33 protein-coding genes and 1 tRNA gene are annotated in these 22,710 nt (G+C 68.8%); 23 read left to right on the top strand and 11 right to left on the bottom strand.

What is annotated here, in order from left to right:
• Positions 1–93 precede the first annotated feature (93 nt).
• Positions 94–1,917 (top strand): alkaline phosphatase family protein, encoded by a 1,824-nt coding sequence (locus WFJ17_RS02300; protein WP_336647581.1) that lies wholly within the window; start codon positions 94–96, stop codon positions 1,915–1,917.
• A 46-nt stretch (positions 1,918–1,963) separates the two neighbouring features.
• On the opposite strand, the gene WFJ17_RS02295 is transcribed toward WFJ17_RS02300, so the two are convergent.
• A complete protein-coding gene (locus tag WFJ17_RS02295) occupies positions 1,964–2,401 on the bottom strand; it encodes a hypothetical protein (protein ID WP_336647580.1) in 438 nt (145 codons plus the stop codon).
• A gap of 342 nt (positions 2,402–2,743) precedes the next feature.
• Between WFJ17_RS02295 and WFJ17_RS02290 the strand changes: the two genes are divergently transcribed.
• Entirely contained in the window at positions 2,744–4,285 is a 1,542-nt protein-coding gene (locus WFJ17_RS02290) for a Re/Si-specific NAD(P)(+) transhydrogenase subunit alpha (RefSeq protein ID WP_251443385.1), read from the top strand.
• Positions 4,282–5,679: a Re/Si-specific NAD(P)(+) transhydrogenase subunit beta gene (gene pntB / locus WFJ17_RS02285; RefSeq protein WP_336647579.1), complete on the top strand. Its 1,398-nt coding sequence runs from the start codon at positions 4,282–4,284 to the stop codon at positions 5,677–5,679. Before WFJ17_RS02290 ends, pntB begins: the two co-directional genes overlap by 4 nt.
• On the opposite strand, the gene WFJ17_RS02280 is transcribed toward pntB, so the two are convergent.
• Positions 5,663–7,330, bottom strand: coding sequence for an acyl-CoA dehydrogenase family protein (locus WFJ17_RS02280; protein WP_336647578.1), 1,668 nt, complete (start codon positions 7,328–7,330; stop codon positions 5,663–5,665). The two genes, pntB and WFJ17_RS02280, sit on opposite strands and share 17 nt — an antisense overlap.
• Before the next feature lie 96 nt (positions 7,331–7,426).
• Positions 7,427–7,963 carry a GNAT family N-acetyltransferase gene (locus tag WFJ17_RS02275; protein ID WP_336647577.1) on the bottom strand — a complete coding sequence of 179 codons (537 nt, stop codon included), beginning with the start codon at positions 7,961–7,963 and terminating at the stop codon, positions 7,427–7,429.
• 174 nt (positions 7,964–8,137) lie between these two features.
• Here WFJ17_RS02275 and WFJ17_RS02270 point away from each other — a divergent pair, with 174 nt between their 5' ends.
• Positions 8,138–8,392 (top strand): hypothetical protein, encoded by a 255-nt coding sequence (locus WFJ17_RS02270; RefSeq protein ID WP_336647576.1) that lies wholly within the window; start codon positions 8,138–8,140, stop codon positions 8,390–8,392.
• Positions 8,393–8,450: 58 nt separating this feature from the next.
• Here the strand turns inward: WFJ17_RS02270 and WFJ17_RS02265 are convergent, their stop codons facing one another.
• The 6 genes from WFJ17_RS02265 to WFJ17_RS02240 all read right to left on the bottom strand — a co-directional run bounded on the left by WFJ17_RS02265 (position 8,451) and on the right by WFJ17_RS02240 (position 12,373).
• The gene (locus tag WFJ17_RS02265) at positions 8,451–9,365 is read right to left on the bottom strand and encodes a cyclase family protein (protein WP_251443369.1); all 915 of its coding nucleotides are present in this window, start codon (positions 9,363–9,365) and stop codon (positions 8,451–8,453) included.
• A gap of 111 nt (positions 9,366–9,476) precedes the next feature.
• Positions 9,477–9,794 carry a DUF2853 family protein gene (locus WFJ17_RS02260; protein WP_251443366.1) on the bottom strand — a complete coding sequence of 106 codons (318 nt, stop codon included), beginning with the start codon at positions 9,792–9,794 and terminating at the stop codon, positions 9,477–9,479.
• 168 nt (positions 9,795–9,962) lie between these two features.
• Positions 9,963–10,036: transfer RNA gene (locus tag WFJ17_RS02255), tRNA-Gly, on the bottom strand.
• A 95-nt stretch (positions 10,037–10,131) separates the two neighbouring features.
• Entirely contained in the window at positions 10,132–11,184 is a 1,053-nt protein-coding gene (locus tag WFJ17_RS02250; protein WP_336647575.1) for a tyrosine-type recombinase/integrase, read from the bottom strand.
• A 109-nt stretch (positions 11,185–11,293) separates the two neighbouring features.
• Entirely contained in the window at positions 11,294–11,752 is a 459-nt protein-coding gene (locus tag WFJ17_RS02245; RefSeq protein WP_336647574.1) for an ImmA/IrrE family metallo-endopeptidase, read from the bottom strand.
• Between the two features lie 9 nt (positions 11,753–11,761).
• Positions 11,762–12,373, bottom strand: coding sequence for a helix-turn-helix domain-containing protein (locus WFJ17_RS02240; protein WP_336647573.1), 612 nt, complete (start codon positions 12,371–12,373; stop codon positions 11,762–11,764).
• Positions 12,374–12,462: 89 nt separating this feature from the next.
• Here WFJ17_RS02240 and WFJ17_RS02235 point away from each other — a divergent pair, with 89 nt between their 5' ends.
• Both WFJ17_RS02235 and WFJ17_RS02230 read left to right on the top strand, forming a co-directional pair.
• Positions 12,463–12,723, top strand: a complete 261-nt coding sequence (locus WFJ17_RS02235) for a hypothetical protein (protein WP_336647572.1) — start codon at positions 12,463–12,465, stop codon at positions 12,721–12,723.
• Entirely contained in the window at positions 12,720–12,902 is a 183-nt protein-coding gene (locus WFJ17_RS02230) for a helix-turn-helix domain-containing protein (RefSeq protein ID WP_336647571.1), read from the top strand. Before WFJ17_RS02235 ends, WFJ17_RS02230 begins: the two co-directional genes overlap by 4 nt.
• A 461-nt stretch (positions 12,903–13,363) precedes the next feature.
• Here WFJ17_RS02230 and WFJ17_RS02225 read toward each other — a convergent pair whose 3' ends face one another.
• On the bottom strand, positions 13,364–13,564 hold the full coding sequence (locus tag WFJ17_RS02225) for a helix-turn-helix transcriptional regulator (protein WP_336647570.1): 201 nt from the start codon (positions 13,562–13,564) through the stop codon (positions 13,364–13,366).
• 13 nt (positions 13,565–13,577) lie between these two features.
• Complete coding sequence (locus tag WFJ17_RS02220; RefSeq protein ID WP_336647569.1) at positions 13,578–13,775, bottom strand: helix-turn-helix domain-containing protein; 198 nt, start codon at positions 13,773–13,775, stop codon at positions 13,578–13,580.
• Between the two features lie 29 nt (positions 13,776–13,804).
• Between WFJ17_RS02220 and WFJ17_RS02215 the strand changes: the two genes are divergently transcribed.
• From WFJ17_RS02215 to WFJ17_RS02135, 17 genes are all read left to right on the top strand, one after another.
• Positions 13,805–14,146: a ParB N-terminal domain-containing protein gene (locus WFJ17_RS02215; protein WP_336647568.1), complete on the top strand. Its 342-nt coding sequence runs from the start codon at positions 13,805–13,807 to the stop codon at positions 14,144–14,146.
• Between the two features lie 230 nt (positions 14,147–14,376).
• Positions 14,377–14,664: a hypothetical protein gene (locus tag WFJ17_RS02210; protein ID WP_336647567.1), complete on the top strand. Its 288-nt coding sequence runs from the start codon at positions 14,377–14,379 to the stop codon at positions 14,662–14,664.
• On the top strand, positions 14,661–15,005 hold the full coding sequence (locus WFJ17_RS02205; RefSeq protein WP_336647566.1) for a hypothetical protein: 345 nt from the start codon (positions 14,661–14,663) through the stop codon (positions 15,003–15,005). Before WFJ17_RS02210 ends, WFJ17_RS02205 begins: the two co-directional genes overlap by 4 nt.
• Entirely contained in the window at positions 15,002–15,184 is a 183-nt protein-coding gene (locus WFJ17_RS02200; protein ID WP_336647565.1) for a hypothetical protein, read from the top strand. Before WFJ17_RS02205 ends, WFJ17_RS02200 begins: the two co-directional genes overlap by 4 nt.
• Entirely contained in the window at positions 15,159–16,058 is a 900-nt protein-coding gene (locus WFJ17_RS02195) for a hypothetical protein (protein WP_336647564.1), read from the top strand. The genes WFJ17_RS02200 and WFJ17_RS02195 overlap by 26 nt, the downstream gene beginning before the upstream one ends.
• Entirely contained in the window at positions 16,055–16,225 is a 171-nt protein-coding gene (locus WFJ17_RS02190) for a hypothetical protein (RefSeq protein WP_336647563.1), read from the top strand. The genes WFJ17_RS02195 and WFJ17_RS02190 overlap by 4 nt, the downstream gene beginning before the upstream one ends.
• Positions 16,222–16,614: a hypothetical protein gene (locus WFJ17_RS02185; RefSeq protein ID WP_336647562.1), complete on the top strand. Its 393-nt coding sequence runs from the start codon at positions 16,222–16,224 to the stop codon at positions 16,612–16,614. The genes WFJ17_RS02190 and WFJ17_RS02185 overlap by 4 nt, the downstream gene beginning before the upstream one ends.
• Positions 16,611–17,303: a hypothetical protein gene (locus WFJ17_RS02180; RefSeq protein ID WP_336647561.1), complete on the top strand. Its 693-nt coding sequence runs from the start codon at positions 16,611–16,613 to the stop codon at positions 17,301–17,303. Before WFJ17_RS02185 ends, WFJ17_RS02180 begins: the two co-directional genes overlap by 4 nt.
• Positions 17,300–17,749, top strand: coding sequence for a hypothetical protein (locus WFJ17_RS02175; RefSeq protein ID WP_336647560.1), 450 nt, complete (start codon positions 17,300–17,302; stop codon positions 17,747–17,749). The genes WFJ17_RS02180 and WFJ17_RS02175 overlap by 4 nt, the downstream gene beginning before the upstream one ends.
• Positions 17,746–18,009 carry a hypothetical protein gene (locus WFJ17_RS02170; protein ID WP_336647559.1) on the top strand — a complete coding sequence of 88 codons (264 nt, stop codon included), beginning with the start codon at positions 17,746–17,748 and terminating at the stop codon, positions 18,007–18,009. Before WFJ17_RS02175 ends, WFJ17_RS02170 begins: the two co-directional genes overlap by 4 nt.
• On the top strand, positions 18,006–18,158 hold the full coding sequence (locus WFJ17_RS02165) for a hypothetical protein (protein ID WP_336647558.1): 153 nt from the start codon (positions 18,006–18,008) through the stop codon (positions 18,156–18,158). Before WFJ17_RS02170 ends, WFJ17_RS02165 begins: the two co-directional genes overlap by 4 nt.
• Complete coding sequence (locus WFJ17_RS02160) at positions 18,155–18,319, top strand: hypothetical protein (RefSeq protein ID WP_336647557.1); 165 nt, start codon at positions 18,155–18,157, stop codon at positions 18,317–18,319. Before WFJ17_RS02165 ends, WFJ17_RS02160 begins: the two co-directional genes overlap by 4 nt.
• Before the next feature lie 367 nt (positions 18,320–18,686).
• A complete protein-coding gene (locus tag WFJ17_RS02155; protein ID WP_336647556.1) occupies positions 18,687–19,070 on the top strand; it encodes a hypothetical protein in 384 nt (127 codons plus the stop codon).
• 356 nt (positions 19,071–19,426) lie between these two features.
• On the top strand, positions 19,427–20,020 hold the full coding sequence (locus WFJ17_RS02150) for a hypothetical protein (protein WP_336647555.1): 594 nt from the start codon (positions 19,427–19,429) through the stop codon (positions 20,018–20,020).
• On the top strand, positions 20,017–20,550 hold the full coding sequence (locus tag WFJ17_RS02145; RefSeq protein ID WP_336647554.1) for a hypothetical protein: 534 nt from the start codon (positions 20,017–20,019) through the stop codon (positions 20,548–20,550). The genes WFJ17_RS02150 and WFJ17_RS02145 overlap by 4 nt, the downstream gene beginning before the upstream one ends.
• The gene (locus tag WFJ17_RS02140; RefSeq protein WP_336647553.1) at positions 20,547–21,233 is read left to right on the top strand and encodes a site-specific DNA-methyltransferase; all 687 of its coding nucleotides are present in this window, start codon (positions 20,547–20,549) and stop codon (positions 21,231–21,233) included. Before WFJ17_RS02145 ends, WFJ17_RS02140 begins: the two co-directional genes overlap by 4 nt.
• The gene (locus tag WFJ17_RS02135; protein WP_336647552.1) at positions 21,230–22,510 is read left to right on the top strand and encodes a replicative DNA helicase; all 1,281 of its coding nucleotides are present in this window, start codon (positions 21,230–21,232) and stop codon (positions 22,508–22,510) included. Before WFJ17_RS02140 ends, WFJ17_RS02135 begins: the two co-directional genes overlap by 4 nt.
• Positions 22,511–22,710 lie beyond the last annotated feature (200 nt).

Below are 22,710 nucleotides of genomic sequence, written 5' to 3'. Positions count from 1 at the left end.
GCGGGACAGGAGAACTATAGCCCTCGGGGTCTGCGGCCACCGGAGCGGGGTCTGACGGGGGTCCGGCGCCCCGGCGCTCAGTAGGATCGCCGCATGGCGAGAAAGAGTTCCCCGGCCTCGCAGGACGAGCCCCGGCCCGTCGGCACACCGACGGCGGACGCCGGCGATGCCGCAGCGGACGCGGAGGCGCCGTCCGCCGCCCGCCGGTCGCGTCGCGATTTCCTCCGTCTCGGTGGCCTGACCGCCGCGGGGGCGGTCGTCGGCGGCGGCGCGGGAGCGGTGGCCGGGTACGCGCTCGGCCAGCGCAGCGGCTTCGACGAGGCGCTCTCCGACTACGGCCAGCTGGCCCCGCGGCACGCCCCCGGATTCGACCACATCGTGGTGCTGATGGGAGAGAACCGCTCCTTCGACAACCTGCTCGGCTACCTCTACACGAAGGAGACCCTGCCCGAGGGGGAGGAGTTCGACGGGCTCGACTTCGGCGAGTACTTCAACGAGCTCGACGGCGTGCGCTACGACGCGCACGTCTACGAGGGCCCGACCGACCAGATCATGACCTGGCCGGATCCGGATCCGGGCGAGATGTATCCGCACGTCAACACGCAGCTGTACAACGTGATCGATCCGGCCGAGAACGCCGACCTGTACGAGGGCGGCTTCCGCGCGCCGTACAACCACCCGGGTCCGGGCGAGACGCCCACCATGAGCGGCTTCGTCACCGACTACCAGGTGAACCTCCTGCGGCTCAAGCACGGCAAGGAGCCCACGGAGGACGAGCGCAAGCGCATCATGGGCTCGTTCTCGCCCGAGATGCTGCCGACGGTCTCGACGCTCGCGCGCGAGTTCGCGGTCTTCGACCACTGGTTCTGCGCGGTGCCGTCGCAGACGTTCTGCAACCGCACCTTCTTCAACGCCTCGACCTCGCACGGGTTCGTCACGAACCACGAAGGGGGCGACTACGACAAGTGGCTGAGCGCGCCGAAGTCGCCGACGATCTTCAACCGTCTCGAGGAGGCGGGGCTGAGCTGGAAGGTCTACTTCGACGAGGTGCAGATGGTCTCGTTCACCGGCGTGCTGCATGCTCCGGTGCTCGAGAAGTTCTGGCGGACCGAGCACTTCGGCACGATGGACGACTTCTACGCCGACGTCGAGCACGGCGAGCTGCCGGCGTACGCCTTCGTCGAGCCGCGCATGATCTACGACCACAACGACTTCCACCCGCCGTTCGGGGCGCGCAGGGAGAGCGACGTCGACGGATCCGAGATCATCAACAGCGCGTTCTCGGATGTGCGCGCCGGAGACGACCTCGTGCACGACATCTACGACGCGATCCGCCGCAGCGCGTCGCCGCAGGGATCCAACGCGGTCAACACCCTGCTGCTGATCACCTTCGACGAGCACGGCGGCACCTACGACCATGTCGTCCCGCCCAAGGCCACGCCGCCGGACAACTCGGGCGCCGGCGAGATGGGGTTCGAGTTCGACCGCCTCGGCTGCCGCGTCCCCGCGATCGCCGTGTCCGCCTACACCCGCAAGGGAACGATCATCCACGACGAGATGCATCACGGATCGGTCATCGCCACGCTCACCCGGCTGCACGGGCTCACCCCGCTGACCCGCCGCGACGCGACCGCGAACGGACTGTTCGAGATCATCAACCTGGAGAAGCCCCGCCACCCGGCGGACTGGCCCGTGACGACCTCGCGGTATCTGCCCCCGAACCCGGAGTCGAAGCCCCCGCATCCGGCGCACGCCCACGCGACGAAGCCGCTGACCCCGCCCGCGCAGGGCCTGCTCGGGCTGCTGCTCGCGCGCTACGGCCTGCCCGAGGACAAGCAGCCGCAGACGTTCCTGGATGCCTACAACCTGCTCCACAAGCACGGCAAGGGACTGTTCGGCCCTCCCGACGAGGACTGAGCGGAGCGGGCGTGGTCGGTGCGCCCTGGGGGCGTCCCCGGTCGGGTCAGGACTGCTCGGCCTGCCGGGCGTACGTCCCGCGCACGAGGGGTGCCGGCTCCGCATCGGCGGGGACGGCGGTGTCGAGCTCGAGCAGCAGCCGGTCGCCCTGCACGCGCAGCCGGGTCACCGTGCGCCCGCGGTCGGAGCGACGGTCCAGCAGCAGCGCGTCGTCCTCCCAGACCGCCGTCCCCGGGGCGGCGGGTGTGAAGCCGTAGGTGTCGAACCACCAGAACCCCTCCCCGGCGATCACCGCGTGCGCGACGAGCGGCGCACCCTCGGCGCCGTCGCGCGCCTCGACGTAGTCGATCAGGATCCCGTCGGGGCCGGCCTCGATGCTGAGGGCGCCTCGGGCGGATCCGGCATCCGTCCACGCCGTGGGGAAGAGCTCCTCCGTCCCCGTCCAGTCGCCGAGTAGTGCTCTGAGCCGCGGATCCGGTGCCATGACCTCGAGCCTACGGCGACGTCCTCGTCGTGCGGCGTTCCGAACTCGGTCGATTCGGGTCGGATCGCGAGGCTTGCGGCGATCGGCGGGCATCGTGATCGAGTTCGGACCGGGGTCGCCGCTGCGCCCGCCGCCTGCGGGGTCCTCGCGCAGGCTGAGCGGAGGTCCGCATCGTTGCCAGGGTGCAAAGATCCGCGATTCTTTGTGCGTAAGATCGCGAAAAGTCCAGCGATCGCCGCCGGACGGCTCAGTACTCTGAGCAGGTTGTCCGGGCGAGGCCGCCCGACCGCGCAGTGATGCGCACATCGCCCGTCGCAGAGGACGGGCGCAGAGGAGGTAGCAATGGCAGTCATCGGCATCGTGCGCGAGCCTGCGGGCGAGGCGCGCGTGGCCGCGACCCCCGCAACGGTCGCGACGCTGCGCAAGCTCGGCCACCAGGTGGTCGTGGAGCGCGGAGCGGGATCCGCCGCGTCGTACCCCGACGAGGCCTACGCGGCCGCGGAGGCGACGCTGGTCGAACGGGAGCGGGCGTGGGGCAGCGAGATCGTGCTCGCGATCACGGCGCCCGATCCGGAGCAGATCGCCCTGCTCTCGGACGGGGCGACGTTCATCGCGCTGCTCTCCCCGGCGCTGCGTCCCGACCTCGTGGAGTCCCTGGCCCAGCGCGGCATCACCGCCCTCGCCCTCGACGCCGTGCCGCGCATCTCGCGAGCGCAGTCGATGGACGTGCTGAGCTCGATGGCGAACATCGCCGGCTATCGCGCCGTGGTCGAGGCCGCGCACGAGTTCGGCCGGTTCTTCACCGGCCAGGTGACCGCTGCGGGCAAGGTGCCGCCGGCGAAGGTGCTCGTCGCGGGCGCCGGTGTCGCCGGCCTCGCGGCGATCGGCGCGGCGTCGAGCCTGGGCGCGATCGTGCGCGCGACGGATCCGCGTCCCGAGGTGGCGGATCAGGTCACCTCGATCGGCGGTGAGTATCTGCCCGTCGACGTGGCGGTGGAGAAGTCCGCGGACGGATACGCCAAGGCCACGAGCGAGGCGTACGACCGCCGCGCCGCGGAGATCTACACCGAGCAGGCCGCCGACGTCGACATCATCATCACGACGGCGCTCATCCCGGGCCGCGCGGCGCCCCGGCTGATCACCGCGTCGGACGTCGCCGCGATGAAGCCCGGCAGTGTGATCGTCGACATGGCGGCGGGCCAGGGCGGCAACGTCGAGGGATCCGTCGCGGGCGAGCGCATCGTCACCGAGAACGGCGTGATCATCCTCGGTTACACCGACCTCGCCTCGCGCCTGGCCGCCCAGGCCTCGCAGCTGTACGGAACGAACGTCGCCAACCTCGTCGCCCTGCTCACACCGGGCAAGGACGGCGTGCTCGCGATCGACTTCGACGACGTCGTGCAGCGCTCCGTCACGGTCGTGCGCGACGGCGCCGTCACCTGGCCGCCGCCCCCCGTGCAGGTCGCCGCCGCTCCGGCGAAGGCCCCCGTGGCCTCGACCCCGGTCGAAGCGCCCGCGAAGAAGAGCATGTCCGCAGGCCGCAAGGCGCTGCTCATCGTGCTCGGGATCGCCGCGCTCTTCGCGGTGAACGCCTTCGCTCCCGCGCCGCTGCCGCAGCACTTCACCGTGCTGACCCTGTCGGTGGTGATCGGCTTCTACGTGATCGGCAAGGTGCACCACGCGCTGCACACGCCGCTCATGTCGGTGACCAACGCCATCTCCGGCGTGATCGTGGTCGGCGCGATGCTGCAGATCACGGATCCGGATCCCGTCGTCCAGGTGCTCGCCGCCGTCGCGGTGCTGCTCGCATCCATCAACATCTTCGGAGGGTTCGCGGTCACCCGCCGCATGCTCGCCATGTTCACGAAGGGCGGCCAGAAGTGACCGTCGGGGCTCTCTCCACCGCCGCGTACATCGTCGCGGCACTGCTGTTCATCCTGAGCCTCGCGGGGCTCAGCAAGCACGAGACCGCGCGCTCCGGCGTGATCTTCGGCGTGTCGGGGATGGCGATCGCGCTCGTGGCGACCGTCTCGCTCACCGTCGCGCACGCCTGGTCCGGCGGCGCCGTGATCGGACTGGTGTTCCTGCTGGTCGCCGTGGTCGTGGGGGCCGGGATCGGCCTCTGGCGCGCCAGGGTGGTCGAGATGACGGGCATGCCCGAGCTCATCGCCCTGCTGCACAGCTTCGTCGGCCTCGCCGCGGTGCTGGTCGGGTGGAACGGTCACCTCGCACACGCGGAGATCGCGCCGGAACTGGTCGGGATCCACAACGCCGAGGTCTTCATCGGGATCTTCATCGGAGGCGTGACCTTCACCGGATCCATCGTCGCCTACCTCAAGCTCTCGGCGCGGATCTCCTCCAAGCCGCTCATGCTGCCGGGCAAGAACGTGCTGAACATCCTCGCCCTGGTCGCCTTCCTGGTGCTCACGGTGTGGTTCGTGATCGACCAGCAGCTGTGGCTGCTCATCGCGATCACCGTGCTCGCGTTCGCCCTCGGCTGGCACCTCGTCGCCTCGATCGGCGGCGGCGACATGCCGGTCGTCGTCTCGATGCTGAACAGCTACTCCGGCTGGGCGGCCGCGGCGGCGGGCTTCCTGCTCAACAACGACCTGCTCATCGTCACCGGCGCGCTGGTCGGATCCAGCGGTGCGTACCTCTCGTACATCATGTGCAAGGCGATGAACCGCTCGTTCCTGTCGGTCATCGCCGGCGGCTTCGGGATCGTGGCATCCGCGTCGGGCGATGAGGAGCAGGGAGAGCACCGCGAGATCACCGCGGAGGGCGCCGCCGACATGCTCACCTCCGCGAAGAGCGTGGTGATCACCCCGGGCTACGGCATGGCGGTCGCGAAGGCGCAGTACCCCGTCGCCGACCTCGTGTCCAAGCTGCGCGAGCGCGGTGTCGACGTGCGCTTCGGGATCCACCCCGTCGCGGGGCGTCTGCCGGGCCACATGAACGTGCTGCTCGCCGAGGCGAAGGTGCCGTACGACATCGTGCTGAGCATGGAGGAGATCAACGACGACTTCGCGTCGACCTCCGTGGTGCTCGTCATCGGCGCGAACGACACGGTCAACCCCGCCGCGTCCGAGGACCCGGGCAGCCCGATCGCCGGCATGCCGGTGCTGCGGGTGTGGGAGGCCGAGAACGTGATCGTGTTCAAGCGCTCGATGGCCGCGGGCTACGCGGGCGTGCAGAACCCGCTGTTCTTCCGCGAGAACGCGCAGATGCTGTTCGGCGACGCCAAGCAGCGCGTGGAGGACATCATCGCGGCGCTCTGAGCGGCTCAGCCCGGGATCCCGGCGGCACGCGCGCCACGATCGCGCGTGCCGCCGCGGCCGGTGCGGTGCCATAGAGGAACCCGCGCGACCCGCCCAGGCGGGACGAGGCGAACGCGTCGGCGACCCCGTTCGGGGCGTGCCGGACGAGCAGCGATCCCTGCAGCGCCACGGCGAGGGCCTCGGTGAGCCGGCGCGCGCCGGCCTGCGCCTCGGCAGACGCGGGGTCGCGCTGCGCCTCCCGGAGCAGCCGCTCGGTGTCCGCGACATGGGCGTCGAGGCGAGCGTCCGCGCCCTCGGCGAGACGCACCTCGGCGAACAGGGCGTCGGCGGTCTCGGGCTCCCGGGCGATCGCGCGCAGCACGTCGAGCGCGATGACGTTGCCGGATCCCTCCCACACCGCCATCACGGGCTGCTCGCGGTAGCGCCGGGCGAGCGGGAACGCCTCGGTGTACCCGTTGCCGCCGAGGCACTCCAGGGCTTCGTACGCGTGGCCGGGTCCGCGCTTGCAGATCCAGTACTTCAGGACGGCCGTGGCGAGCCGCCGGAAGGGCTCGTCCGCCGCAGGGGCGTCGGCCTCGTAGGCGGCCGCGACCCGCAGGGACGCGGTGATCGCGGCCTCGGTCTCGACCGCGAGGTCGGCGAGCACCTGCGTCATCGCCGGCTGATCGACCAGCAGTGCGCCGAACGCCGCGCGATGCTGCGCATGCCAGACCGCCTCGGCCGTGGCCTGGCGCATGCCGGCAGCCGTGCCGAGCATGCAGTCCAGCCGGGTCTGGTTGACCATCTCGATGATCGTGCGGACCCCGCGGCCCTCCTCGCCGACCAGCCGGCCGACCGTGCCGTCGAACTCGACCTCGCTCGACGCGTTCGCCCGGTTGCCGAGCTTGTCCTTGAGGCGCTGGATGAGGAACGGGTTGCGGGCGCCGTCGGGCAGCACGCGCGGCACGAGGAAGCAGCTCAGCCCGGCGGGAGCCTGGGCGAGCACGAGGAAGCCGTCCGACATCGGCGCGGAGCAGAACCACTTGTGTCCGGTGAGGATCCAGGATCCGTCGCCGGCCGGCACAGCGGATGTCCGGTTCGCGCGGACATCGGATCCGCCCTGCTTCTCGGTCATCGCCATGCCGAACAGGGCGGAGGTCTTGCCTGGCGCGAGAGCGGGCGAGTAGTCGCGGGAGAGCAGCCGCGGGATCCATTCCTCCTGCAGCCCGGCCGACCCGAACTGCTGCAGCGCGGGTACCACCGCATGCGTCATCGAGACCGGGCAGGCGTGCCCCGGCTCCACTTGGGCGAACAGCAGGAACTGCGCGGCCCGGGCGACCTGTGCGCCGGGGACCGGATCCGCCCAGGCGGCGGTGTGGGCTCCGGCGGCGACGGCGGCGCCGATGACGCGGTGGTAGGAGGGGTGGTATTCGACCTCGTCGATGCGGTGGCCCCAGCGATCGAACGCGACGAGCTCCGGCTCGTGCACGTCGGCGAGCTCCGCGTCGTGCTGGAATCCGGCGGATCCGACCAGCGTCCCGGTCGCGATGAGCTCGGGCTCGGCCCACGCCGCGCCGTGCCGCCGCACGCCCTCGACGAGGGGCAGGTCGAGCGAGTACTCGTCCAGGTCCTCGCGCGCCGGAGCCTGGTTCGTCACGCTGTGCGTCGCCATGCGGATCCCCTTCGATCGCGGTCTGCTCCGACGCTACAACGGCGACGGTCCGCCGGGCTGCGAGCCCCTTCCGCGTTCCCGCACGACGGCGCGGCCTCAGGCCGCGGGGGCGCCGCTCCACTCGGAACGCAGGATCCCCATCCGCACGATGTCCTCGTACCGGCCGCGCACCCAGGCGTGCTCGCGCTGGCGTCCCTCGACGACGAAGCCCGCCTTCTCGTAGGAGCGGATCGCCGCGGCGTTCGACGCGATCACCTCGAGGTGCACCCGGCGCAGGTTGCCCCGCACGAAGGCGAACTCGAGCATCTGCGCCATGGCCTCGGTGCCGATGCCCTTGCCGCGCGCCGACGGGATGAGGGCGATGCCGACTTCGGCGTGCCGCGCGAGCTCGTCCACCTCGAAGAGGCCGACGTTGCCGACCGCCTCGCCGTCGACGTCGATGACGAAGTTCAGGCTGTACGCCGGATCCGTGTCGCGTTCGACCATGCGGGCCTGCCAGGCCTCCCGTGTGCGGGCCGCGGGCCGGCCGGGGTTGCGCTCCTCCCAGGTGTCGAGGTCCGACGCGATCAGGTAGAGGGCGTCGAGGTCGGCATCGGTGCGGGCCCGGAGGGTGACGGCGGATCGTGAGGACATGGGGTCACGCTACCCCGGGCATCCGACTTCCCGGGGCGAGGGCTTCCGGGACGGGGCTTCCCTGGGGAGGGGGCGGGGGCGAGGGCGAGGGCTCCCCGGGGGAGGGGGCGGGGGCGAGGGCGAGGGCTCCCCGGGGGGAGGGGGCGAGGATCGTGGGGCCTTGTGCGCCCGCGGATGCCGACCTACTCTGCCGGGAGAGGGCGGGATCCGGCTCCGGCCGAGCCGGATCGGCTGAGCGCGCACGTCTCGCACCCGTCCGTCGCGAAGGAGGACGAGATGGGTCACGACGACGAGGAGTTCGAGGACCAGGCCGAGGAGCAGGAGCGCCCCTCCGCCGGTCCGCCCGTGGACGAGGACGACGGCGGCCCGATCCCGCCGCCCACGATCGAGACGACGATCGGGTTCGAGGGGTCGATCGAGGGGCTCTGACGGCGGGGCCCCTGTCGGGCCGGTCGTCGGCGGTCCCGCCCGCGGGGCGGGATCCGTCCTAGACGATCGCGTGCGCGCGCACCGGGAATGTGCCGAAGCCGGCGACGGCGGGCGGGGCGGCGGTGAACCGGGCGCCCCGCGCCGGGAGCGAGCCCAGGTTCGCGAGGTGCTCGACGACCGGGATCCCCGCCGCGAGCAGGATCGTGTGCGCCGGACGCTCGCCGCCGGACTCGGTGTCGTCGATGTTGAGGGAGTCGATGCCGACCAGCGCGACCCCGGCGTCGACGAGCGCCTGCGCCGCCGCGCCGGTGAGGAACGGGGCGCCGTGGGCGTACTCCGGGGTGCCGAAGAGACGGTCCCAGCCGGTGTGCAGCAGCACCGCGGTGCCGCGGAGGTCGCGGTCGGCCAGAGTCTCCGGTGCGATCCCGCGGCGATCGGCCGACCAGGCGTCGGTGAGGTGGAAGACCTCGGCGGGCAGGTCGACGAGGCGCTCCAGCGGGAGGGACGACAGGTCGCCGCCGTCCGCATAGCGGTGGAACGGCGAGTCGATGTAGGTGCCGGTGTTGCCGATCATCGTGATGACGTCCATCGCGAACTCGGTGCCCGGTGCGTACTTCGCCCGGGAGTCCGCGCGGGTGAGGAACGGCGTGATCGTCGGCGCCGGCAGACCGGGGTAGGTGATGAGCCCGGCGCGGATCGGGTGCGAGAGGTCGACGATGCGCCGGTCGGCGCCGGCCGGCGACTCCACGCCGCGGCTGCCGCGATGCGGCTCGACGACGATCTCGAGGTCGTGCAGTGTCACCGATTCCACGAGCGCGAGTCCCAGATGGCGCACCAGCAGCAGGCCGACGGCGTCGGCGTCGAGATCGGGGGAGGGCAGGTCGAGCCGGAATCCCTCGCCGTGCATCCCTCCGCCGTTGGCGAAGGCGATGTCGAAGCCGAAGTGCGCGCGGTGCTCGGTGGGGGAGGCCATGAGGCCAGTATGGCGAGGAACGGCGCGCTCCGGCGTCCGATCCCGGACGACGAAGGAGGCCGCACCCGCTCGCGCGGATGCGGCCCCTTCGTCAGGCGGTGGAGCAGGCGCTCAGTGGAAGTCGCCCAGCTTGCCGAACTTCTCCGCGAGCAGGTAGTAGACCGTGATGCGGCTCTTCGTGCGGTCCGCCTTCATCGTCTCCTTGACCTCGTCGAGCGCGGCGTCGAGCACGGCGTCCGACTCGGTGAGGCCGAGCTTGCCCTTGAGGAAGTTGGTCTTGACGGTCGCGACCTCGTCGGCGTCCGAGAACGCGACGTAGGCCGAGTCCTGGCTGCTCATCACGAGCCGGTAGGTCTTGAGGAGGCCCTCGATCGCCGCGTCATCGGCGTTGGGGCGGTAGATCTTGACGTCAGCGGCCCAGTCGGCCATAGGGAACTCCTTCGCTCCGGCTCGGCGGAATGCCTCGCTCGCCAGAGATCCTAGACTCCGGATCCGAACAGCAACAGACGCGGATCGGGAACCGGCGGTGCAGGGTGCGGATCCGCTCGGCTCTGCGACGGGGAGCGCCGGTGGCGGGGATCCGCGGACGGGCGGGAGTGGAGGGGCTGACGGGAATCGAACCCGCGCTGTCTGCTTGGGAAGCAGAAGTTCTGCCATTGAACTACAGCCCCGCACCGAACGGCCCGCGAAATTCCGCGGGCAGATCGACCATGCCACTCTATCGGTCGGATGGTGGATGGCAAAACGCCGCGGAAACGCCGCGCTTTCAATCGGCGAGGATGTCGAACGCCTCGAGAACGTCGGTGTGATCGGGGAGCACGGTGACGGGAACGGCGTAACTCTGCTCGGTGGTCAGCAGGCTGGCATGGTTGAGCTGGTGTTGCGCTGCTTCGATGCCTGCGGCGTCGCGCAGCAGCGTGGCGACGGTGGCACGGAACTCTTTCGGCGTCCGCCCCTTGAAGCGCGTTTCCCGGAGGGCGTTGTGCCACTGCGTGCGGAAGTTGTCGGGGATTCGGGGCGTGAGCGTTGATGACGGGAACACGAGATCTACGCCTTCGACCGCGTTGACGAGTCGGCGGGTGAGCATCTGGTGCGCGAACCGTGGGAGGGGCACGCTGATGACCTGATGATTCTTCCGGTGCGGCTGGATCTGCCAATGCCCGAGTTCGTCTTTCGCCATCGTCGATGACAGGGTGACGCGCGGTGGCAGCGCGGCGAGGTCGATCTGATCCCACTTGATCGCGAACACCTCGCCGGGGCGGGCGCCTGTGGCGAGCATCATGTCCACGGGGTCGGCGAGGTCGCTGATTCGTCGCATGCCGCGCTTGTCGTCGTCGGCATCCCATGCGCGGAGGATCTTCCGCAGCTCGCCGACGTCCTTAAGGGTGAACGCGGTGGGAGTGGTGTCGGGCTTGCGCACGTTGGCGACGCTCAGCATCGGGTTGCGGTCGATGGCGTCGTGGCGCGCGGCGAGGTCGAACATGCCGCGCAGCAGGATCAGGGCTATGGCCGCCGTCGCGGCACCCACGTTCCTCGACTTGGCCTTGATGAACTTGTCCATCGCGGAGACGGAACACTCGCGCAGGCGCCGATCGCCGATGCCGTCTTTGATGTGCTTCTCGATCACGCCGCGATAGCGGTTGATCGTCCCGGCGGGAACGTCCTTGCTGGCCTTGTACTCGGTGAACCAGATATCCGCGAGGTCGCGCAGACGGCTGTCGCCGGTCAGCTCGTCGTCTCCGCCCGAGCGGAGTAGGTCGCGGACGGCTTCCTTCACGGCGTCGCGGGCGGCCGTCGCCGTGGCGCCGATGCGGCGCATGTGCCGGGTGGTGCCGTCGAAGTCCCGGTATCGGGTGCGGGCTTCCCATCGGCCCTTACCGAGCTGCTTCGTCTTGATCTCCCCGTGGGTCTGGATCGGGAGTGGTGGCCTAGCCAAAAGAGACCTCCGGGCGGAGGTTGCCGACGAAGCGCTTCAGGGTCATCTGTGCGCGGCCGTGGCGGGGGCGGGTATAGGTGACGTCGCCGAGGCGGGTCAGGAAGTGCTCTTCGTAGAACAGGATCAGATCCACGGTGACTCCTAGTTCGTCGGCGAGGTAGTTCTGTTCCGGGTCCAGCGCTTCGAGGCGGGCGTACTCCTCGGGGTCGATCAGCAACGCGGCGGCGTACTTCTCCGCCCTGCGGTCGGCACGATCGCCGTCGCAGCGATCTCCGTAGTAGGCGTGACCAAGCTCGTGCGCGACCGTGACGCGGGCCTCGTTTGGCGTCAGCTTCAGGTCGTAGTAGATCCGGCCCTCGTCGGGCGACCAGTAGCCGAACACATCCTCATCGAGGTGTGAGGCGTGGATCTCGATGCCCTGAGAGGCAGCGAAGCGGATCAGTTCGAGCAATGGCGGTTCCTATTCTGCGTACGGCTGGTTGGCCTTCTTCTTGCGGAAGGGGGTCTCCTTGCGGGCGGCCAGGTCGTATCCGGCCTTCGGGCCTTCGGGGGTCACCTGGATGTGATCTTCCGTGACGTCGCCGACATTTGCCAGGGCGAGCTTGAGTTCCCCCACTGCGCGGCGGTTCGCATGTCCACGTGCCTGCGCGTTGGCGGACGGCCCAACGTTCTCGCGGATATAGGCGTCCAGGGATTGCCCCCAGGTTTCGTAGCTCAACTCGCGGAGCCGCTCTACCGAGATGGCGAGGCGCTCAGCGGCTCGAGTTTCGGTGAGGGTGGGACGCTCCGCCATTGCGGCGGCGAGCACATCTGCATTCTGGGGGAGCGAGTCTCCGATCCACCGGAACTCGGCAGCACGAGTCAGCACGAGATCGGGCTCAAGGTCCAGAGCTGAAGCCAGTGCCGCGATGTCATCGGTCGTGAGGGCCGTGTCTCCACGCATCTTGCTGAAGTAGGTGGTCCGGCGCATTCCAGAACGCTGGATCACCTCGGCCTGAGATAGCCGGCTCTCAGCAATCGCGGTCGAGAGAACGTCGATCACGAGGAAGTTGAAGCGCCGCTCGGTTGTCATGTGAGACAAAGTACCGGATTTCCGGACTTTCGACAAGAAGTCCCTGAAATGGGTTGCATGAGAGTCCGGAATCTCGTACCTTCATGGGTATGCAGCAGATCAGCGACTACAGCCGGGGCATGACAGCAGCCGTCAAGGCAGAGCTGGCGCGCAGGGATCTCACGGGGGCGGATCTCCCGGCGCTGATTCAGACAAGCAGGACCACCGCATACAGCCGCCTGAACTATGAGCGTCCGTTCGAAATGGGTGAGCTTGAGCGCTTCTGCGATGCGATCGGGATCTCGATGCAGGTTCTGATCGCATCGGCCAACCTCGCCCCCGTGGTTCGGGCCAAGGCGGTGGCCGCATGACGAAGTGGCTCAACACGAAGCAGGCAGCGAAGCGCATCGGTTTCGCCGCCGGGACGCTCGAGAACTGGCGGCTGGCGGAACCGCGCCGCGGTCCGGAGTTTCGCCGCATCGGGCGGGCGATCCGCTACGACCAGGCCGAGCTGGACAGGTTCATCGAGTCGAACGGCACTGCGGCGTAGCCGCCGCTCTCACTCCCCGGATTCGCGGGGCATCGGTCGGACCGAGGTGAGAGCACGACCCGGACGGGCGCTCAAGGGCGAACGGATCGGAAGTCATCGAACACTGAAAACTCCACACAGGAACCGGATCACAGCACTGATTCCGGGCGTAGGCCCATCGAGGCGGGATGTCCACCAGGACCGCTCGCGTCTCTTCCGACCTCGCTGACGGGAATGACGTGGATCCGTTGGGGGCCGTGGTGGTCCCGCGCCGGCAGCCCGTGAGGGTCGGCGCGAACACATGACTTTGCTACGGGGGCACGCCTTCCTCATCGGCCTATCGGCCGGGGCGTGCTGCTACACGCGACGCGGTGACGGGTGGAGGCCCGGAGCGTCGTAGGAAGGCGGGCACCTCGAGGCGCATGGGCGCGCCGTGGCAAACACGTCAGGCGGGTTCGATTCCCGCTCGGGGTACAAGAGGGTCAAGCGGTCGGCGCAGTGCCGGAGCGCTCGGAGGCCTCCAACCAGGCGATCACGTCAGATCGCCTGTAGACGATAACGCGGGGTGTGGGCTTCAGATACTTCGGGCCGGTTCCCTTGTGTCGCAACTGGGCGAGGTTGTTCCGGGTCATCCCCGGGATGATCTCGCACACCTGCTCAGGGGTGATGTATTCGCCTTCCATTCTTGCCGCATCCTCACCTGTCACGGGGCGGAACGACCCTGTTGCGAGCGATGTAGGCCTCAACGTCTTCGCGCTGATAGCGGATCATCCGCCCGACGCGCACGAATGCGGGTCCGGTACCGAGGTATCGCCAACCGGCGAGCGAATTGACGGGCACCGCGAGCATCTTGCTCACCTCACCCGGGGTGAGAAGTGGTTCATCAGTGGTCATGCGTCAAGCATGCCGCGGAGGGAGGGTGAATGCTCTATCAGTTCATGCCGCGGCTGTCGGATGACGAGTACGCGAAGTTGGAACAGTCGATCCGCGAGCACGGCATTCAGGTGCCCGTGCTGGTGGATGAGGTCGGGTCGATCATCGACGGGCATCATCGCCGGGAGATCGCGACGCGGCTCGGGATAGATTGCCCGGTTGATGTGCGCGAGGGGCTGTCAGATGCCGCGAAGCGGACCTTGGCGTTGTCGCTGAACGACCCCGGTGCGCTGATCGCGGCTATCTACCGTGCGTGGAATCACCGCCGCGCGGGAACGCATGCGACGCGGATCCAGATCACCGCGGGAAGTGAGATCCCGCGGCTCAAGTGACCCCTGGCGGGTTCAAGGCGCACGGATGGTCGTAGGTGGGGTTCGACTCCCCGCCCGTGCACTGGCGCACTGCAGGCGCTGCAACCAATCCGACGACGAACGGAGGCGTGGCCGTGTCCACGACCTACTTGATGCGGTGCAAGTGGTGCGGTCACGTACACAACGCCGCGAACGTGACCGTGGTGCAGCGATACACCGACTGCTCTACGTGGCGGTGTCCTGGATGCCGGGTGCTCATCGACGACCGCCCGGCGGCATGGGGCGGCTCCGCTGAGCGCGTGACGACAGATCTCGCAAAGAACGAAGGGAGCGTGGCCGTGCCCACGAATCTCGCGCCGATGATGGCGCAGCACTCTGATCCGATGCGTGATGCCATGGCCCGCGCTGCAGCGAAGGCCGGGATGACGGTCGAGGCGTGGATCGCGCATACCGATCGGATCGAGGCAGCCGAGAGGAGCCGCCGGATCGTCGATCGCACGATGCGGCAGGCGCCGCGATACAGGGGGGCAGCGGCATGAGCGCCGCGATCCTGGACCGGGCTCGCGCGTTCGACATGATCGCGCCCCATCTGTCCGAGGAGAAGCGGGCCGAGATCGCGTCCGCGCTCGGCGACAAGTTGCTGTCGGAGATCGGCGGACCGCAGAAGCCGCCCGCGGCACCCGCCGCGCACCCGAACGTCGTCGACATCCCGAAGGACTTCGACGTGACGACATTCCTCGTCGGCAAGGGGCTGAAGGACGCGGATCTCGTGCGCAAGACGGCACAGGCCGTCGAATGGCTGAAGAGCGACAAGTGCGCCCATCTGACACGAGACGCCCGCATTCAGACGTGGTGGGCATCCCGGGCGGAGGCGTCATGAAGCACATGATCTCGGCCCTCACGGCCCTGTCGTTCGTCTACTTCCTCTTCGCGATCGCAGCTATCGCGTGGGACTTCCCGTTCGCCGCCATTGCGTGGACGGGCCTGATTCTGATCTGCGCATGGGCGTGGGTCTCCAAGCGGAAGGGGCAGCATGCCGATCGCGCTCGTGTCGTCTGACGACGAGAAGAACTGGCACCGGGAAAGGGCACGCCGGGTCACGAAGACCCGCGCAACACAGCTCACGAACCCGTCGATCTCGACGTTCCAGCGGATCCACGAACCGCAGGACTTCAAGGGGAACGAGGCGACCCGGCGCGGGCATCGTCTCGAACCGCAGATGGAAGCGTGGGTGCTCGCGAAGTACGGGATCCCGAAGTCGCAGATCCTGTACGCGCACCCGGATCAGCCGATGCACGCCGCGACGCCCGACTGCGCCCTTGAGGACGAGGGCGAATGGCTGGTCGTCGAGCTGAAGACGACGGTCGAGGACTGGTCGGCGGGCCTTCCTCGCAAGATCATCCGCGATGTGCTCTGGCAGCGGTACGTGATGGGTGCCTCCTGGTCGGCAGTCGTCTGGTGGCAGGTTGACGAGAACGGCGTGCCGCTCGCGATCGAACCCCAGGCGGTCGAGGTCGAGCCGGATCCGCACGAGCTGCAGCGGATGATCGACGGCGCGAACGCCTACCTGGCATGGGTGGACGCAGGATGCCCGACGACGGACGAGGCGTCGGGCCTTCCGCTCGAGATCGTCGAAGCGGTCGAGCTGGTCAACGCCGGCAGGGCGGCCGAGGCGCGCATCCGCGACTGGTGCGACCGCGGCGGCGAAGAGGTGAACAAGACGCTGCCGGGCGGATCGATTCGGTACACGGTCACCGAGTCGACGTCGTTCGACAAGGCCGCGTTCCTCTCGACTGACCCGGAGTCCGCAGAGATGGTCCGGGCCGCCGACGCCGTGCTGAAGAACGCGCAGAAGGATCCCGATTTCAGAAAGCCCACCGTGCGCACGTCGTTGACGATCGCGCCTCCGAAGGAAGAGCAGGAAGCCGCATGAACGCCCTGACCGAACGCATCGACAAGGTGACCGCCCCCGCGCCTGAGAACCGTGCGGCACGTCGCCGCCGGCAGCAGGCCGAACGACGGAGCGCGCGGCAGCAGCTCCGGTCCCGCGCGCGCATCGAGCGCGCCCTGTCCGCATTCGAGAAGGAGGCCGCAGCGTGAGCAAGGCACCGTTCAAGTTCGATCGGCTCGAGCCGAACATCTTTCTGCGGGAGGCTCCGGTGAACCGGCCTCCGAAGCGCCTGATCCCGGAGCGCCGCGGGCAGCAGTTCATCCCGCACGGCACCGATTCGGTCGGCACGATCGTGTCGGACCCGCGCCGCAACCGCAAGACGGTCCAGTTCCGTTACGCGCACGACCCGGACTCGCTCTACGAGATGAACGCGCACGAGTTCAACGACCGCTTCGCGCGGCTGCTGCCGCCGGTTCGTGCGGTGACGGTCAAGTTCCGCGTCAGCATGGGCAAGTTCATGCGCGCCGTACACCAGGCGAAGACGGCGACCGAAGCGCTAGCCGTCGCCATCGATCGGCAGACGGTGGGGGCGGCGTGAGCGACGACTACCAGAGCATTCCGGTAGCGGTCGCCCGGGCCGCGGTGCAGGAGTCCGGCCAGCTCGAGGGCATCGAGGGGCCGCTGTTCCTGGCCGAGGTCGGCGAGCAGTGGGAGCCGTTCTTCTCGAAGGCGACTTACGGCGCCGATGGGCATCCCGAGTTCGCAAAGGTGACCGTGACCCGCAAGGGGCAGAAGCCCCGCGAGGTCGTCATCGCGTGGGACGAGTACGCCGAGCAGATGGACACGGATCCCGAATGGGATGCGATCCGCGCGCAGAAGCCGATGGCAGTCTTCGGCGGCGAGGCTGAGCGCCATGCCTACCGGGTCGTGTTCGCCGACATCCTCGCGTCCCTCGCGCCAGTCGCGCAGCAGATCAGCGTGCAGACCTTCGCGGACACGGAGCCGCGCACCGCCACGGTTCCGGGGCGCGACTGGTTCACTGAGGTGAACGCCGCATCGGCGCAGCTACTGCTGGGGCTGTTCGACGAGGCACGCAAGGCTGGCGTCATCCCGCCCGGGTCTGCTCTGCTGCAGGCGTTCACAGATCGTCAGATCGAGCTGTCGAACGTCGCGAAGCCGGCGGCGCCGAACCCCGCGAAAGTCGCCGAGCTGGCGAAGCTCGGGGCATCGCTTCCTGAGCGCTCGCCGCAGGGCTCCGGCAACCGACGCCGCCGGGGCAAGCGGTGATCACGGATTCGAACACGGGGGAGGTCCGTCCTGCTGCTGTGGCGTGGGCGGACCTCCGGGCCCGGGCTGAGCGTCATCGGCTGACGAACCCGGACACGCCGCCGGAGATCGATCAGGAGCTGCGAGAGATCGAAGCGCTCGGGTTCGATCTGGCGGACTTCCAGGCGCAGCTCGCGACGGATCTCGACGAGGCGAAGCGCGTGCTGAATGCCCGACTGTCGGTGCTGTCGGCGAAGTACGAGCTGAAGGGCCGTACTCAGACGATGGTGAACCGGCTCGCTGAGGCGGAAGCCGCGGTGGAGGTGTCCGAGGTGGCGCGCTTGACGGTGATCGTCGACCACGCGCGCCGGATCGCGCGGGCCCTGTCAAGCAAGCACATAGGGCTGCAAAACACCAACAAGGGCTTGCAGCCGCTCGCAGCCGCCGCGCATCGGAGGTCGCCGTGAGTCGCATCCCGCTGCGGATCGGTGGCGAGGAGGTGACGGAGGTGCTTCCGCCGGAGGTTCAGCGGGCGATCGTCGATCTGATCTCGCCGGACACCGACGCACTGGCCGACGTGCTCGAACCGTTCGGGCTCGAGCCGATCGACATCATGGTGCCGGTCTTCTACCGGGTCATGTACGTGGACGAGGCGCCGATCTTTTCGCGCCTCATCCGCGAGAAGGAACAACGCGCTGCCGATGCAGCGAGCAGGGAGCAAGGATGAAGACGAAGGATCAGAAGCGCGCAGAGGCCGCCGAACGGCAGGCGCTGCACGACGCGATGCCCGGGTTCGACAAGCTCGCGAAGATCGTCGAGCGCCCCGGGAAGTCGGAGCGGGAGCGGGGGCGCATACTAGCGGGGGTGACGGCGTGAGACGCAAGCGGTTCGTGCTGGTCTGGTTCCTCACGGAGCGCAGCGGCATCCGGTTGTGGCGAACGGACCGTGAGCGCAACAGCAAGCGCCTCGCCGCGCTCGCCGACTGGGAGGTCTCGTTGCTCGCCGACCGCCGACGCGGCCGGTTCCTCGCCTGGTAAAGCCGCTCCGCCTGACCGGGCGTGCGCTCGCTGATCGGAACCGCTTGATCGATGAGCGGGAGATGCAGGCGTGCGCCCGGTGTGGTGTCGAGATCTGGAACAACGGATCCCGGCATCACCGCAAGCTCCGCTCTCGAGGGGGCGGCGATGAAGTCTCGAATGGCGTCCTGCTCTGCGGATCAGGGACGACCGGCTGCCACGGCTGGGCGCATGCGAACCCGGCCGAGGCGACACGGCTCGGGTTCATCGTCCCGAGCCACGCATCCCCGAAGGCGTGGCCGATCCGTCACGCCCTGTACGGGTGGGTGCTTCTCAACGACGAGGGGACGGGAACACCGGCCCCGCAACCATGAAGGGGCCAGGGGCAATGGCACCGGAACTGATCCACCTGAACCGTGAGCGGATGAAGCGCCGCGGGGACAAGCCTCCCTCGAAGGGCGGCACGTCGCGCAAGTCGAACGGGCTCGCATCCGCCGACACGGAGAACGGTGCCGCGACGGCGAGCGGGTACTCCGGTGCCGCGACGGCGAGCGGGTACTCCGGTGCCGCGACGGCAAGCGGGGACAAGACGGTCGCGCTGGCCTCGGGCTACGCCGGCCGCGCTCGGGGCGTGCTCGGTACGGCCCTGTTCCTGACGGAGCGCGCCGAGGACTGGACGATCCTCGCCGCTGAGGCGGTCATCGTCGATGGCAAGACGATCCAGGCGGACACCTGGTACACGCTCCGCGGCGGGAAGGTCGTCGCGTTCTGAGCTGACCTGAAGGGAGGGCGCCGTGCGCGGCAAGACGACCACGATTTACGCGGTGTACTGGCCGCAGCACGGCGTCCTCAAGGTGGGGCGGACGAAGCAGGACCGCCGATGGCGTGAGATGACCGAGACGGGCGGTCAGGTCGTGCTGATGATGCGCGACCGGAACCCGATCGATGAGCGCGCGGCGCTGGCGGAGTTGGACGCGACGTTCGAGCGCGCGTTCACCCGCGACCGTGACAGCGAGCACATCCTGCCGCGGGGCCGCGGTTTCACCGAATGCTTCCGTGTCGCAGCCGATCAAGTGCTGCGCGCGCTGAAGACGATCTACCGGGGCATTGCCCGATGGGAGCACCTATATGGCGATGACGCGCCGAAGGGTCGTGACGCCGGACGGGTTCAGCCGCGACGAGATGCTGAGCCTGCCTCCGGCTGTGCGGCTGACCGAGATCGGGCTGCGACTGTACGCAGACGATCACGGGCGGGAGAAGGTGAATCAGCGTCTGATGCTGGCACGCCTGTACCCGCTCGATCAGGACATGTCGGAGTCGACGATCGACGAGCACCTGCTGTTGCTCGACGAGGCGGGCGCGATTGTCGTGTACGACGCTCACGGCGAGACGTTCTTCGCTCTCCGCGACTGGCCGAAGGTCGACCGTCCCCAGGACTCGCGATTCCCTTCGCCGCCCTCGCGATCCGTTCGCGATTCGTTCGTGGCGGGGGAGAGGGAGAGAGGGCGAGAGGGCGAGAGGGAGTGGGAGGACGAGGGGGGCAATGCTCGAACGGATCGCGAAGACGGTCCCCCGGACCCCTTCTGTCACCGGCATCCCGATGGCGCCCCGCCCGGAGTGCCTTGCCGAGACTGTGGCACGGCGCGCCTGCGGCACGAGAAGTACAACCGCGAGCAGATGCGGGCAGCGCGCAGCTCGATCCGATTCGAGGATGACGAGTGAGCCGGGCGGAGCACACGTACCGGTTCGGCGAGTTGGCGGTGCTGTTGATCGTCCCGGAGGGGGTGATCGCGCCGCGGTGGCTCGAGGTGAAGCAGGCCGACGAGGTGGTGCGGTTGCGTCATGAGGGCGTGCGGAATCTGCGCGCCCCGGCGAAGCGCAAGCCGGCGCAGGCCGCACCGCTGCGAAAGATTCCCGAGGACTGGCTGCCGCCGGAGGGCGAAGCGGAGCGGGCTCAGCTCGCTGCACCGTCCGTGAACATCGAGTTCGAGACGGCGCAGTTCGTCGATTGGGCGCTGTCGAAGGGCGAGGCGCGGGCGGATTGGCTGGCGGCATGGCGGGGCTGGATCCGCCGGACGCACAAGCAGAACGTCGAGAAGGGCTGGAAGCCGCGCGCGCAGTCGGCACCAGTCGGTGAGGATCCGCGGGCGCGTTGGTGCCGTGAGCACGGCGTGACTATCGAAGAGTACGAGGCGCGGAAGGGCGATCGAGAGTGGTTGGAGAGAATCAAACGCCGCGGAGTGCAGGCGTGACGCCGTACTACGAAGACGATTACGTGACGCTCTATCACGGCGACTCCCTCGAGGTGACCGACTGGACCGCGGCCGATGTCCTGGTGACGGATCCGCCCTACGGTCGCGACTGGAAATCGGGCTCGGGGATGACGAACGCGGAGGGTCGCGGGCGCGGAAGCAAGGCGCACGGCGGCATCGCGAATGACAAGGACACTCAGGTGCGCGATGCCGCGCTGGGGCTGTGGGGCCGCAAGCGGCCCGCAGTCGTGTTCGGCGACCCGCTGATTCAGCAGCCAGGGGGGGCGGTGCAGGCGCTCGCCTACGTCAAACCGCTGGACGCAGGAATCAAGGGAGCGCACGCCGGGTTCCGACGCGACATCGAGATGATCTACCTCGTTGGTCCCTGGCCGGTCGGTGTCGGCGGCTCATCGTCTGCGCTCACCACGGGCGCCTTGGTGGCCGGGCCGCGCGGGCTCGCCACTCGATACGGCCACCCGCACGCGAAACCCGTGGACGTTCTCGAGCGGCTCATTGCGATGACTGACGGCGTGGTTGGTGACCCGTTCTCCGGGTCGGGTTCGACCTTGGTCGCGGCCCGCAACCTGGGGCGTCGGGCTATCGGCGTTGAAGTGAGCGAGGAGTACTGCGAGAAGATCGCGGGGCGCTTGGCGCAGCAGACCCTGTTCGAGGGGGTGCTGTGATCTGGGACAAAAGCGCTGAGCAGTCGGCGCTCGGCGCGGCGATGCTCGATCATCGCCGCGCCTGGGACGTGCTGGACATCGCGCCTCCGAAGGACTTTCACGATCCGGGGCACTTCGAGATCGCGGATGCGATTCGCCGTCTCGCGATCCGCGGGGCTGGTACTGATCCGGTGCTCGTCGGTGACGAGCTGCGCGCGCAGGGCGTCCGGATCCACCAGGGCGAGCACTACCTGTTCGAGCTGACGTCGCTCACGCCAACGGCCGTGAACGGCGGCCACTATGCGCAGATCGTCGCGGAGTGCGCGGTGCGTCGCCGGCTCGCGGAGGCTGCGGACGTGGTGCGGATGCTCGCCGCTAAGACGGGGATCCCAACCGATGATCTGGTGGAGAGCGCTCGAGGCGTGCTGGATGGCATCGTGGCCGGCACGGTCGATGCTCATCTGGTGGCCGCCACCATTGACGAGGTGATTGCCTCGCTGGCAGAGAAGCCCGAACTGGTGCCGACGCCTTGGCGGGATGTCAATGCGCTGATCGGTGGGCTGCGGCCGGGCGCGGTGTACGTGGTCGGCGCGCGGCCGGCGACAGGCAAGACAGCGCTGGGCTTGAACCTGGCCGTCGAGGTAGCGCGCACCGGCAAGGCAGCGGCGTTCGTGTCGCTCGAGATGTCCGAGGGTGAGCTGCAGAAGCGGCTGATCGCGCAGCTCGGATCCGTGCACATGTCGCGGTTGGTGAACAACGCGCTCGAGGACGATGACATGCTGCGGGTGCAGGCAGCGCGAGAGCAGATCATGAAGCTGCCGATCGCGGTTGCGGACAACGCGGCGGCGACGGTGGCGACGATCCGCGGTCATGTGCGGTCGGTGTCGCGCCGGCAGGAGGTCGGCTGTCTGGTCGTCGACTACGTGCAGTTGCTGCAGGGGTCGGATCCGTCGAAGTCGCGGCAACAGGTGGTGGGCGAGTTCTCCCGTGCGATGAAGCTCATTGCGAAGGAGTTCCATATCCCGGTGGTGGTGTTGTCTCAGCTCAACCGCAAGTCGGAAGAGCGGATGGATAAGCGTCCGTCGATCGCGGATCTTCGCGAGTCGGGCGACCTCGAGCAGGACGCCGACGTGGTGCTACTGCTGTGGCGCGATGACCGCGACGACGACATGCGCGGTGAGGTCGGTGTGATCGTTGCGAAGAACCGGCACGGCACGACGGGGGATGTGCGCCTCGCGTGGTCGGGGCACTACCAGCAGATGAACGATCTCGCGAAGGGATGGGAGCCGGGAGCATGACGCATTGGAAACGGGAGCACTGCGAGTGCGGTCTGATCTGGTGGCGCTCGGCCTCGGAGCAGCGGTGCCCGCGATGCGCCGCAACCTCACCGGAGCGGTGCGAGCGATGAGGGGGTGCTATGCCTACTGGGCGACCGCGGGGCATTGCCCCCGCTCGGTCAGCCTTCACGGTCGCCACATCTGCCACCACGTGAAGGGTC

The sequence above is a fragment of the Microbacterium sp. MMO-10 genome (genome assembly GCF_037148715.1).
Classification (GTDB): Bacteria; Actinomycetota; Actinomycetes; order Actinomycetales; family Microbacteriaceae; genus Microbacterium.
The sequence above is the reverse complement of the archived record's forward strand: the minus strand, read 5'-3'. Positions and strand labels throughout refer to the sequence as shown.